The following is a 12,490-nucleotide window of genomic DNA, read 5'->3' on the forward strand; positions in this document are numbered from 1 at the left end:
TGCCAATAGACGCACCGCATTTTTCGCGACCTGGGCTTTTGGCAGATTCGGCGGAAGGGATTGCGTCCTTTGGCACTTGCGCGAAAGGAAGCGACACCAGATTCCAGGTTTTTGGAGAAGCGGCTTCGTAAAACCCCAGGTCGCGGGGACCAAGAGAGGGAATTTGGTGCGCGGGCAAAAGGCCAAGACACCAAATTCCCGGATTCCAGAAAACCGCCACGACAAAACCCCAGGTCGCCCGGCCACGAATAGGAATCTGGTGCACAGCAGGCCCCCAAAGGGCCCCAAAGGGGCCAAACCACCCCACACACGAAGAAACCCCCAGGACCGCGAGGGCCCGAGGGGTTTCAGAAAAAGCAAGCAGTACGACTACTTGGACACGGAGGTGCCAACGGAGCGCAGGTCCTGGCAGGCCTCGATGACGCGGTCGGCCATGCCCTGCTCAGCCTTCTTCATGTAGGAGCGTGGGTCGTAGACCTTCTTGTTGCCCACTTCGCCGTCGATCTTCAGGACGCCGTTGTAGTTCTCGAACATGTGGGAGACCACTGGGCGGGTGAAGGCGTACTGGGTGTCGGTGTCAACGTTCATCTTGATGACGCCGTAACGCAGGGCCTCCTCGATCTTCTCCTTCTCGGAGCCGGAGCCACCGTGGAAGACGAAGTCGAATGGGTTGGTGCCGGCTGCGAGGCCGAGTTTCTTCTCGGCGACCTTCTGGCCCATGTCGAGGACCTCTGGGCGCAGCTTCACGTTGCCTGGCTTGTATACGCCGTGGACGTTGCCGAAGGTTGCGGCCAGCAGGTAGCGGCCGTTCTCGCCGGTGCCGAGGGCATCGATGGTCTTCTCAAAGTCCTCTTCGCTGGTGTACAGGTTCGCGCCGGCCTTAGCCTGGACGCCGTCTTCTTCGCCACCGACGACGCCGATCTCGACCTCGAGGATGATGTTGGCCTTGTGTGCCTTCTCCAGGAGCTCCTGGGCGACCTCAAGGTTGTGGTCGATTGGGATGGCGGAGCCGTCCCACATGTGGGACTGGAACAGTGGGTTCTCGCCGCGGTCGACGCGCTCCTGGGAGATCGCGATGAGTGGGCGGACGTACTCGTCGAGAACCTCGAGCTGGCAGTGGTCGGTGTGCAGCGCAATGTTGACGTCGTAGTGCTTAGCGATCTCATGTGCGAACGCAGCAAGCGCCTGGGCACCCGCAACCTTGTTCTTCACGGACAGGCCAGAGCCGAACTCTGCGCCGCCGGTCGAGAACTGGATGATGCCGTCAGACTCGGCTTCTGCGAAACCACGAATTGCGGCGTTGATGGTCTCAGACGACGTGCAGTTGATGGCCGGGTATGCGAACCCGCCCTTCTTTGCAGTGTCGAGCATCTGGTTGTAGACCTCAGGGGTTGCAATTGGCATGAAGATAACCTCCACTAGAGCTTCTTAGGTACGCCAACCAGTATGCCTGCTTTACTGACTATTTGCAGCCGCCACCCGCGCAGCAGCCTCCAGCAGCATCCACCCAGAAAGCTGTACCGAAAGGTCCCTCTCATCAATTCGGACCAACCCGACGGCTTCGCTCAGGGAGGATGGGCCGAGCCCGTAATTGTGGGGAAGGCGGGCGTCTTCGGTCCATCGCGCGGAGAAGATCGGCAGTCCGTCGACCTCCAAACGATGGGACCAAAGGGACTCCGCCGAGGCCATAATCAGCCTTGATGCTATCTTTTTGGTCGCGATGTTCTGGCGGGAGTCTTCCGGCAGGCGCACCGCAACATCTGCGAGGTAGCGCGCGAGAATTCCCTTGAACAGGCCGCCGTCGCCGTCGCCGGATTCGTAGGGCTTGTTCAGAATTACCCCCTGGGGGGTAGCCATATGCAGGACAATCGCTTCTACGATTGCCCGGATATGTGTGATGTAAAACACGGAATCGTCGGCGCGTTTTGAGTACGCGAAGGAGTCGATTGGCTCGTCGTCGCGAAGTCCGACGTCGGCGCGCAACGCCAGCGCGATCTCTAGGCTCGCGCCGAGCACCGTGCCCTGGTTGTACGTATACAGCTTGTCGACGACCTCCGGGCCATGCATCCGCATCCGGATCCCGTCCTGCACCAGGCCTGATTCGGTGACCAGGTTGTCGAACGTCCAGTCAAGCAGCTCGCGGGCCTTGTCCAGGCGGCCGGTGCGCGCGAACAAGAGGGCGGCCGGGCCGTTCGAGGGCACGTTGTAGAAGGTTTCCTCCGTGCGCCACGGCAGCACACCCATCACCGGGTCGATGCCTGCGAGCAGGTCGAACTCCAGGGCGTCGAGGGCCTTCGTGCGGCGCGCCAAACCCTCGTCGACGGCGCGGTTCCACGCCAGGGCCAGCCAGGCCTTGTCGTCGTAGTACTTGTTCTTCGTCAGCTTGCCCAGGTTGCGGCGCTGGATGCCACGCAGGGTGTCTTTGAGGCGGCGCTTGTGGGTTTTGGTGGGGCGTCGAATAGCGGCGTCGATTTGGCAGTCCAAATAGTGGGCCTGCCACCAGTAGTGCCAGTGCCAGTAGAGGCGATCCTTCGAGCCCGGCGGCCACGTGACCACCGCGAGGTTCGTCTTCGGCAGCCCCCACAGGCGGGAGGCGTGCCGCTCCTGCACGGCCGATTGAGCCAGGTCAGCGCGGTGCGACCATGTTTCCGCGGCGGATTCTTCCACAACCTTCACCTTTCACCAAGCAGTACTCAAGTCGGCGTGCTGGCGTATCCACGCGTGCATCGCGATGCCCGCAGCAACACCAGCGTTAATCGAACGCGTCGAGCCGAACTGCGCAATCGAGCACGTCATCGACGCCTCGCGCTGCGTCTCGTCCGTAATGCCGGGACCTTCCTGCCCGAACACTAACACGCAGCGCTGCGGAAGTTCCGCCGTTTCGAGCGGCACGCAGCCGGGCGTGTTATCGATCGCCACAATCGGCAGGTCGTGCTCCTTGGCCCACTGGGCGAAGTCCTCGATCGTCGCGTGGTGGCGGATGTGCTGGTAGCGGTCCGTCACCATCGCGCCGCGCCGGTTCCAGCGCCGCCGCCCAATGATGTGGACTTCCTCGGCCAGAAACGCGTTCGCGGTGCGCACCACGGTGCCGATGTTGGCGTCGTTTTCAAAGTTCTCAATCGCGACGTGGAACGGGTGGCGCCGCTGATCCAGCTCCTCGCGGATCGCCTCCAGCGACCAGTAGCGGTAAGCGTCCACTACGTTGCGACGATCCCCCTCCTCCAAAAACTGCGGATCCAGGCGGGGGTCATCCGGCCACGGGCCCTCCCACGGGCCTACGCCGTGGCGGCCCTCATTCCACTCCGTCGGTCCTTTGGCCTGCTCAGCCTGCTCAGTTGAGTCCAAGGTCCTCGAGCCCCAGCAGGAATCGGTAGTCCAGGCCGGCCTCGTGCAGGGCGTCGGCGGCGCCGGTTGCGCGGTCCACCACGGTGGCCACCGCGACGACCTCCGCGCCCTCAGCGCGCACGGCCTCCACCGCGGTCAGCGGCGAGTTGCCCGTCGTGGTGGTGTCCTCCACCACGAGGACCTTCTTGCCAACAATCGACGGCCCCTCAATCCGGCGCTGCATCCCGTGCTTCTTCGCCTCCTTGCGCACCACGAACGCGTCGATCGGGCGGCCGGCGGCGTGCATCACGGCCGTGGCCACCGGGTCCGCACCCAGCGTCAGACCACCGACCGCGTCGAACTCCAGGTCCGCCGTCATCTCACGCAACAGCTTGCCGATCAGCGGCGCAGCCTCATGGTGCAACGTCGCACGACGCAGATCCACGTAGTAGTCCGCCTCCTTCCCGGAGGAAAGCGTGACCTTGCCGCGCACCACGGCCAGTTCCTTCACCAGCTCTGCGAGGCGTGCTTTATCGTTCATGATCGGTTGGCTCCTTCTCGGTGTCCGGGGTGTCTGACGTGTCGTTGAAAATTGTGGAGGGCTGCTGCTCGCGGCGCACTCTGGTCAAATCATAGAGCTGCGCGCCGTCATCGGCAGGTGAACCGTCCGCGATCGGCGCCACAGAATCCGCCCCAATCTCGTGGTCCTCCAGCTCGCCGAAACCTCCGCCGGTGACGCGGGTCGGCAGCTCGAGTGGTTCCTCCGGGCGCTGCACCTGCGGGGTCTCCGGCTCAAGTGCCTCCTCGGCACCGAGCACCGGCGCAAGCGCCGCCGCCTCGCGCGGTGGCAGCGTGCGTGCCGCGTCCGCCAGCAACGCCAGCGGCGCGAACGTGTCCTCCCAGTCCTGTGGCGTCGAACCGCGCTCCAGCTGGGCCAACACCCAGTCTTGTTCGCACCACACCGCGCACACGCTTTCGGGTATCTCGCGCAGGGCGGTGCGCACGCGCACATCGATGAAGCGCAGGACGGGACCGGGCTCATTCGTGAACAGCTCGAAGCCCTCGACGGTTTCCACCAGCACCAAATCCGCCGAGGAATCCGCCTGGAACTGCGGGCGGCGCATATCCACCACGATGTCGCTGACCTCACCCGTTGCGACGGCCACCACCGTCACACCGCCAAGGTCCACCACGCGAACATCATGGCCGTAGACCTGGCCCGCCACGACATCGCGCGGTTCCGCACCGGACGCCGCCGCACCCCGGTGCCACTCGTCGACCAGGTACTCATCCACCTTGGAGAAGCGGAAGCCGTGCTGCTCCGCCCACAGGCGGCGCTCCCGGCGCGACGCGCCCGGCAGCTGCAGGCCCGACATGCGGTGCGGGCGCTTCGGGGCAGGCTCGGGCGCCGGTGTTGGCTCGGGCTCCGGCTCCGGCTCCGGGGCCTGTTCCAGCTCTAGCTGTGGCTCTGGCTCCGGCGCAGGTTCCGGTTCGGGTTCCGGTTCCTCTTCCACCTCGAGCGCAGGCTCCTCTTCGACCTCAGGCTCCACGTCCGGCTCGGCCTCAGGCGAGGGCTCGGCTGGTGGCGGAGGGGGCGTCGATAAGGAGGGAGACGCAGGTGCAAACCACAACCAGACAGCCGCGACCACGAGCAGCGCGGCCAGCCCAAACAACACGTAAGCAATCATCGAAGATTGATACTACAGTGCCGTGGCGACCTTATTCCCCAACCGTGCACTCCACTGCGACCAGCCACCCACATAATGCGTGGCCACCGGCAGGCCCGCGTGCTCCATCGCCGCGATGAGCAGCGCGGAGTGGTTGCCCGAACCCGAGTACGTAATCATCTTCGCCGGGTCCGTATTCTGCGTCACGCCCAGGCTTGCGAAGCGGTCGCGGATGTAGTCCGTCTCCTTGATCTTCCTGGTCTCCTTGCAGAACAGGTCCGCCGCCGGCAGGTTCAGCGCCGACGGGATGTGGCCCGCCTTCAAGTCCAGTACTTCTCGACGCCCAGCAAAGCGCTTCTCATCACGCGCATCAATCAGGATGCCCTCGAACTGCTGTACGTCCTCCAGCGTCGCCACCGGAAGCTTGCTGCCCTCCAGTTCCAGGTCGCGCGGCACAACCACGTTGCCTGGGCCGGCGATGGTCTTGAGGCCCTCGGCCTCCCACTCGCGGAAGCCGCCGTCGATAATGTGGACGTGCTCCAGGCCAGCCCAGCGCATGATCCACCACGCGCGGGCGGCGAAGACGCCGGAGCCCTGGTCGTAGATGAAGACCGGGCGGTTCGCCTCGACGCCCCACTCCTCGAGCGCCTCATCGATCACGGCGAGTGACGGCAGCGGATTGCGGCCCTCGCGGCGGCCCGGCATGCCCACGAGGTGGCCCTCCAGGTCACCGTAGACGGCCGTCGGAATGTGCTCGGACTGAAACTTCTGCCAGGCCTTGCCTGCCTCCGGCTCCCAAGAAACATCGAGCACCGTCTGCTTCTTGCCGGACTTAATACGTTCGTACAGCTCCTGCGGAGAAATAAAAACAGTCATACATAACACCATACGCGTATGCCTCACGCTGTATAGCCAGGTGCGAGCTGGATCACGCCAGAAGCAGCCAAACCCTCCAGCCACTCATCAATACCGGCCTTCGGACAATCCGCACCTATCGACGCCGCCAACATCCCACCCGGGCCCATCTCCACCCGGCAACCAAACGCCAACAACGTCTCCGCCAGCGAAAACGGCGACTCCCCCTGCGGCAAAATCCGCACCGTGGACGCACCCCCGCGCACCACGACCTTATTCACGTGGAACATGCCGCCAACGCGCACGCACTCCACGATGTCCCCCACCGCCAACGACACATCCACAAACGGCACCGACGCAACGACGAAGTGGCCACCACCAAGCTGGTGAGCCTCAAGTTGCTCGTTCTCCACGCCTGGCACGGCCACCCGTGTGTAAATCGTCGTCGTTGGTTGCATGGACAGCAGTGTAGCCCGAACGCTACTTCGCTGCAGACACCACCAACTCCTCACCGCCTTCCGCGACATCAACCTGCACCGCATCACCATCACGGATCGCGCCGGCCAGCAGCTCCTTCGCCAACCGGTCACCGATCGCCTGCTGGATCACGCGACGCAACGGGCGCGCACCATAGGCAGGGTCGTAGCCGCGGTCCGCGAGCCAGGCCTTCGCGGCGTCGGAGACGCGGAGCTGGAGGCGTCGAGAAGCAAGGCGATCGGCGAGCGTGCCCAGCTGAATATCGACGATGCCCACCAGCTGCTCCTTCGTCAGCGGCTCGAACACCACCACATCATCGAGACGGTTGATGAACTCCGGCTTGAAGTGCGCCTTCACCGCGTTCATAATCTGCTCGCGGTCGCCGCCCGCGCCCAAGTTCGACGTCAGAATGATCACCGTGTTACGGAAATCCACCGTGCGGCCCTGGCCGTCGGTCAGGCGTCCCTCGTCGAGGACCTGCAGCAACACATCGAACACATCCTGGTGCGCCTTCTCAACCTCATCGAACAGCACCAGCGAGTACGGGCGACGGCGCACAGCCTCAGTGAGCTGGCCGCCAGCGTCGTAGCCGACGTACCCCGGAGGGGCACCGACCAGACGCGCGACCGAGTGCTTCTCGCCGTACTCCGACATATCGATGCGCACCATCGCCGCCTCATCATCGAAGAGGAACTCCGACAGCGCCTTCGCAAGCTCCGTCTTACCCACGCCAGTCGGGCCCAGGAACAGGAAGGAACCAATCGGACGGTTCGGATCCGCAACGCCCGCACGCGAACGCCGCACCGCATCCGACACAGCCACGACCGCTTCCTTCTGGCCCACAACGCGGCCAGCAAGGATTGCTTCCATGTCCAGCAGCTTCTCGGTCTCACCCTGCATCATCTTGCCCGCAGGGATACCCGTCCACGCCGACACAACCTCAGCAATCACCTCAGGAGAAACCTCCTCCGTGAGCATCGTCCTTGACGATGCCCCCGCAGCCTCCTCAGCGTCCTTGACCTGCTGCTCCAGCTCCGGAATGCGGCCGTAGCGCAGCTCCGAGACCTTCGCGTAATCGCCCTCGCGCTCCGCGATCTCGGACTCGTTGCGCAGGTGCTCCAGCTCCTCCTTCGCAGCCTGCACCTTATCGATCTCCGCCTTCTCATTCGACCAACGCGCCTTCAGCTCACCAAGCTTCTCTCGTTGATCCGCCAACTCCTGGCGCAAATCCGTCAGACGCTCCTTCGAGGCCTCGTCGGACTCCTTCTGCAGCGCGATCTCCTCGATCTCAAGCCTGCGAACGATACGCTCCAGCTCATCAATCTCCTGCGGCGAAGAATCAATCTCCATCCGCAGCCGCGAACCCGCCTCATCGACCAGGTCAATCGCCTTATCCGGCAAGAACCTGTTCGTGATGTAACGGTTCGACAGCTCTGCCGCCGCCACCAGCGCCGAGTCCTGGATCCGCACGCCGTGGTGCACCTCGTAGCGCTCCTTCAGGCCGCGCAGGATACCGATCGTGTCCTCCACAGTCGGCTCGCCCACGTACACCTGCTGGAACCGACGCTCCAACGCCGCATCCTTCTCGATGAACTGGCGGTACTCATCCAACGTCGTCGCACCAACCAGCCGCAGCTCGCCGCGCGCCAACATCGGCTTAATCATGTTGCCTGCATCCATCGCGCCCTCGCCCGTGGCGCCAGCGCCGACGATGGTGTGGAGCTCGTCAATAAACGTGATGATCTGCCCGTCGGACTCCTTAATCTCGTCCAACACCGCCTTCAGGCGCTCCTCGAATTCGCCACGGTACTTCGCGCCCGCAACCATCGACCCGAGGTCCAGGGAGATCAGCGTCTTGCCCTTCAGCGACTCTGGGACGTCGCCCGCCACGATGCGCCTTGCAAGGCCCTCGACGATCGCCGTCTTACCGACGCCCGGCTCACCAATCAACACCGGATTATTCTTCGTACGACGGGAAAGCACCTGCACCACGCGTCGAATCTCCGAATCGCGACCAATGACCGGGTCAATCTTGCCCTCGCGCGCACGCGCCGTCAGGTCCGTCGAATACTTCTCCAGCGCCTGGAACTGATCCTCCGGCGACTCAGTGGTGACCTTCTTATTGCCGCGAACCGACTGGAACGCCGCCTTAATCGCCTCAAACGTGGCGCCGCGCTTCTTCAGCAGCTCCGCCGCGTCATCATTCCCGCGCGCGATACCCGCCAGCAGCACCTCAGTAGAGACGAACTCGTCACCGAGTTCGCCCGCCAACTCCTGCGCCGCGTTCAACGCATTCAGGCCGTCACGGTTAAAGTTCGGATTCGCCATATTCTGGCCCTCCGCCTTCGGGTAGGAATCGACCAGCTCAGCAGCCTCCTTCGCGACCGTCTGCGGGTCCACACCCGTCGCCTGCAGCACCGGCGCCGCGATGCCATCCTCCTGCTTCAGGATCGCCTCAAGTAAATGCGCCGGGCGAATATCCGGGTTGCCCTTCGCCGACGCCTGCTGCAGCGCCTGCTGCAACGCCTCCTGCGTTTTCGTAGTTGGGTTAAACGAAGACATGTCCGTTTTCCTTTCTCTTTGCGTTTTGTTTTGTTGTTCACTCTCCCTAACGCACGAGAAGTTGAGTCTGTTCCACTCAAGGTTGGATGTGGGGCGTTTTCGGGGGTGGCGCTGCAGATTTTGGGGCTCGGCGAGCCCTTGGAAACGCTCTGAAACCCCACGTCAAAACGCAAATGGTAGTAACAGGATTGTAGTAATCCCCGAAAATGGCCCCAAAAAGCGGATTACTACATTCCTGTTACTACCATCTAGAAAAATGCCGGCCCTATTCCTGGGCAGCCACGGCCCCTGAGCCGTGTTTCTTGGCGGGCACCCACTTCAGCGCGAACGCCACGACCACCACCGCAACGGCGATCAGGAACGACACCCAGCCGAACGCGGTGGTAAACCCGGCGATGATGGCGATTGGGGCGAGGATAGTCATACCGATCTCGAATGGGGCGAAGCCGACGTAGGCCACACCGTATTCGTTGAGAGTGCCGGACTTCAGTTTGGGGTCGACCATCTTGAGCAGGGCGATACCGGTCGCGACGGCGGCGGTTGCCCAGCCCCAGCCGAAGATGCCGCGCTCGAGCCAGTTTTCGCCGAAGAAGAGCGGGCCGGCCCAGGCCATCCATACGACGCAGAAGACGGTGCCGAGCACGAACATGATGAGCAGGGCTTGCCAGTACCCGGCGAGTGCTGCGGGGACGATGGAGGCGATGCCGAAGGCGATCATGAAGTCGGTGGCGGCGCCGGAGACGGTGGAGATGGTTTCGCGGTCGAGGTAGTTGGGCCGTTTGAAGGCGACGAGCAGGCCGCGGCCGATAAGGCCGATGACGAAGGCCATGGCGAACAGTGGGATGGAGACGTTGCTCCACATGCTCTTGATCCAGGTGTTGACGGTGTAGGCGATCAGCACGGTGATGAGGATGAATCCGGCGTGGAGTGCCAGCGGTTCGATGGAGGATGGGTTTGTGGTTGCGCGTCCGATGGAGGGGCGCTCGGACTCGGCGGCGATGTAGCCGGTGCGCAGGTCTTCGGGGAGGGTGCCACGGAGTTCGGTTGCCTTGCCTTTCCGGATACCCCAGTTTGCAACGATGACGCCACCAACGATAGCGACGAGGGTTCCCACGGTGGCGGAGGTGAATCCGATGGAAGACGCTTCGGCGATGCCGATGTCCTCAAGTGCAGAGCCGACGGCGGCGGCGGTGCCGAAGCCGCCGACGAAGCCGACCGGGAGCATCATGCCGAACCATGGTTCGGTGCCGAAGAATGGCGCGAAGAAGTACAGCCCCAGGAGGATGAAGATGCCCCACTGGCCCATGAACATGGCCGTCGAGTAGCCCCACATGTTGCGGGCGCCTGAGGCGACGGAGCCGCCGAGGTTCATGGAGTAGGCCATGGAGGCGAACACGACGGCGATGAGCAGCGTTGTGTAGGTGCCGACTTGGTCGGACCAGTGAATGACGCCGAGGACCTCTTGCCCGAGGATGAGCCCGAGCAGCCCGGCGGTGATCGGTGCCGGCAGGAGCAGCGCCTGTAACACTTTCAGTCGGTTTCGGAGCACGTTTCCGATGATGAGCAGGATGGAGATCCATCCGATATCCGTCAGAAGTGTGTACGGCGTGTAGTCCACTGCGGCACCTTTCTCTCTAATTGTTTCCCTGCTCACACTAGTCCACCTCACCGAGGCTGAGAAACAGTACCCTGGCCCTATGAGAAAGTTTGCCCCCGTCGCGGATGGCCCGAATGCGGCCGCATTGCAGGTGCTCGCGGAGCAGGATTCCGAGGTGCGCGCCACGCTGTTTGCGCGGATTGTGGAGCAGTATCCGCAGGCAGCGATGGTCTTCCCGGAAAGTGCCACGGAGGTGCCCCAAGTACTTGTCGACGCCACTTCGTTCACCCTCGCGTCCACCCAGGAGTCCGAGTCGGCGGGGGCAGCAATCCCTGAGGCAACCCTTACCCCGCTTCGCGAGTGGGCGTTGGATCTGCGGCGGACGGGGTTTCCGGCGTCGGAGTTTCCGGCGGTGGCGGAGATCGTTGGTGGGGTTGTGGGCGTCGATACGCAGGTGTTGGTGCGGGCGGCCCGCGAGATGGAGCGGGTGTCGCGGGAGGCTGACGAGGCCGGGGTGGCTGCGGCGTCGGTGGCGCAGGTGACGCAGGTTTCGCAGGATGGTTCGGCGTGGATCGTGCGGGCGGAGGCGTCCGCGGCGGTCGGATATGCAGCGGGGCAGGCGCTGCCGGTGATGCGCGCGGGCAACCAGGGCGAGTGGTGGGCGTGTGCGCCTGCGGTGCCGCCGAACCGGTTCGGGCAGCTCGAGTTCCACCTCGACGGCCCGGATGTGAAGGTCGGCGACTACCTGACGTTAGGGGCGGCGCGAGGCCCTGCGGTGCGGGCGAACCGGCCGAAGATGCTGCTCGTGGCGGTGGGGACCGGTTGGGCGGCTGCGAAGTCGGTGGTGTTCGGGCTCATCGAGGAACGCATCCGCCCCGAGGTGCACCTGGTGGTGTGCGGGGACGCCGCCTCCGATTTTTACGACACCCGCACCATCAACTCGCTCGCCGATTCGCAGCCGTGGCTGCAGGTCACGCGCGTCGCGCCGACCCCGGGCGAGTTTGGGGAGAGCTCCGCGAAGGCCATTTGGGTGCCGGGGTCGGCGTTCGTGTCGGCGCCGGGCACGTGGTGGGACCACCAGATCGTGCTGTGTGGCAAGGGCGCCGAGGTTGCGGAGTACCGCGAGGTCCTCGAAGCTGCGGGGGCTGACCGGGTCCTTACATGCGCGACTGACGCAGCGGTCCAGTTTCCGAGAGTCTAATAAGAGGTACGTCCTCCTGCACGGCCGCGACCTGCGCGATGTCGATGTCGGCATCGAGGAGCTCGGGGCCGTAGCCGGCCTCCACGATCCGGTGCCCGTCCGGCGCCACAACAGTGGAGAACCCGATGCCGGTCGGGCCGGACTTCTCGCCGGCCTCGGTCTCGTGGTTCGGACGGGACTGCCCGGCCGCCGCGATGAACGCGCCGGAGTCGAGGGCGCGGGCGCGCGTCAATAAGCGCCACTCCTCGAGCTTGCCTGGGCCGTCCGCCCAGCTCGTGGGCACCACGATGACGTGCGCACCCATCGCCGCCAGCTCCTTGAACTGCTCCGGGAAGCGGATGTCGAAACAGGTGGCCACGCCGATGGTGGCGTCACCGTGCCGGAACGTGAGCAGGGTGTCGCCGGCCTTGACGGTGCGGGACTCGTGGTAGCTGTGGGCGTCGTAAAGGTGCACCTTGTCATAGGTGAGGATGCGTGGGGTGTCGCTGTGGCCGTCGAGGATCAGTGTGGTGTTGTAGACGCGGTTGATGCTGCCGACGGTGTCCGCCGGGCGGAACGAGCCCGCCACGATGGTCACGCCCAGCTCCTTGGCCAGCGAAAACAGCCCCTGCGTGAACGGCCCATCGGTGTCCTCGGCCTGGTAGTCGAGGCGACCGGCCCCGAACGCGTGCGAGGCCGCCTCCGGCAACACGATGAGCGTCGCGCCCCGGCGCGCGGCCTCCCTGACCTGGGGTTCTATGCGCGAAAGGTTGCGCATTTTATCAGGTCCACTGGTGAATTGTGCCAATGCGATACGCATGTGGATAA

General features: G+C 64.1%; 11 protein-coding genes. 1 reads left to right on the forward strand and 10 read right to left on the reverse strand.

The features are described from left to right. Positions 1-369: 369 nt before the first annotated feature. The 9 genes from fbaA to KBP54_RS09845 all read right to left on the reverse strand — a co-directional run bounded on the left by fbaA (position 370) and on the right by KBP54_RS09845 (position 10,503). Positions 370-1,410 (reverse strand): class II fructose-bisphosphate aldolase, encoded by a 1,041-nt coding sequence (gene fbaA, locus KBP54_RS09805; protein WP_256006653.1) that lies wholly within the window; start codon positions 1,408-1,410, stop codon positions 370-372. A 45-nt stretch (positions 1,411-1,455) separates the two neighbouring features. Continuing rightward, positions 1,456-2,667 (reverse strand): glycoside hydrolase family 76 protein, encoded by a 1,212-nt coding sequence (locus KBP54_RS09810; RefSeq protein WP_256005600.1) that lies wholly within the window; start codon positions 2,665-2,667, stop codon positions 1,456-1,458. A gap of 12 nt (positions 2,668-2,679) precedes the next feature. Beyond that, entirely contained in the window at positions 2,680-3,345 is a 666-nt protein-coding gene (locus tag KBP54_RS09815) for a TrmH family RNA methyltransferase (protein WP_070361824.1), read from the reverse strand. Continuing rightward, a complete protein-coding gene (gene pyrE, locus KBP54_RS09820) occupies positions 3,332-3,865 on the reverse strand; it encodes an orotate phosphoribosyltransferase (protein ID WP_256005602.1) in 534 nt (177 codons plus the stop codon). The genes KBP54_RS09815 and pyrE overlap by 14 nt, the downstream gene beginning before the upstream one ends. Continuing rightward, positions 3,855-5,012: a type III secretion system chaperone family protein gene (locus tag KBP54_RS09825; protein ID WP_256005604.1), complete on the reverse strand. Its 1,158-nt coding sequence runs from the start codon at positions 5,010-5,012 to the stop codon at positions 3,855-3,857. The genes pyrE and KBP54_RS09825 overlap by 11 nt, the downstream gene beginning before the upstream one ends. Before the next feature lie 12 nt (positions 5,013-5,024). Continuing rightward, positions 5,025-5,867: a sulfurtransferase gene (locus KBP54_RS09830; protein WP_070361822.1), complete on the reverse strand. Its 843-nt coding sequence runs from the start codon at positions 5,865-5,867 to the stop codon at positions 5,025-5,027. Between the two features lie 23 nt (positions 5,868-5,890). Continuing rightward, entirely contained in the window at positions 5,891-6,304 is a 414-nt protein-coding gene (locus KBP54_RS09835) for a DUF4265 domain-containing protein (RefSeq protein ID WP_070479576.1), read from the reverse strand. Positions 6,305-6,326: 22 nt separating this feature from the next. Continuing rightward, positions 6,327-8,885 carry an ATP-dependent chaperone ClpB gene (gene clpB / locus KBP54_RS09840; protein WP_256005606.1) on the reverse strand — a complete coding sequence of 853 codons (2,559 nt, stop codon included), beginning with the start codon at positions 8,883-8,885 and terminating at the stop codon, positions 6,327-6,329. Between the two features lie 265 nt (positions 8,886-9,150). Beyond that, positions 9,151-10,503, reverse strand: coding sequence for a sodium/glutamate symporter (locus KBP54_RS09845; protein ID WP_070479579.1), 1,353 nt, complete (start codon positions 10,501-10,503; stop codon positions 9,151-9,153). 79 nt (positions 10,504-10,582) lie between these two features. On the opposite strand from KBP54_RS09845, the gene KBP54_RS09850 reads away from it, so the two are divergent. Further along, positions 10,583-11,683 (forward strand): ferredoxin reductase domain-containing protein, encoded by a 1,101-nt coding sequence (locus KBP54_RS09850; RefSeq protein WP_070479581.1) that lies wholly within the window; start codon positions 10,583-10,585, stop codon positions 11,681-11,683. Here KBP54_RS09850 and KBP54_RS09855 read toward each other — a convergent pair. After that, on the reverse strand, positions 11,640-12,482 hold the full coding sequence (locus KBP54_RS09855; RefSeq protein ID WP_070479583.1) for a carbon-nitrogen hydrolase family protein: 843 nt from the start codon (positions 12,480-12,482) through the stop codon (positions 11,640-11,642). The genes KBP54_RS09850 and KBP54_RS09855 overlap by 44 nt on opposite strands. Positions 12,483-12,490 lie beyond the last annotated feature (8 nt).

This window comes from Corynebacterium pseudogenitalium (genome assembly GCF_024453815.1).
GTDB classification, from domain to species: domain Bacteria; phylum Actinomycetota; class Actinomycetes; order Mycobacteriales; family Mycobacteriaceae; genus Corynebacterium; species Corynebacterium pseudogenitalium.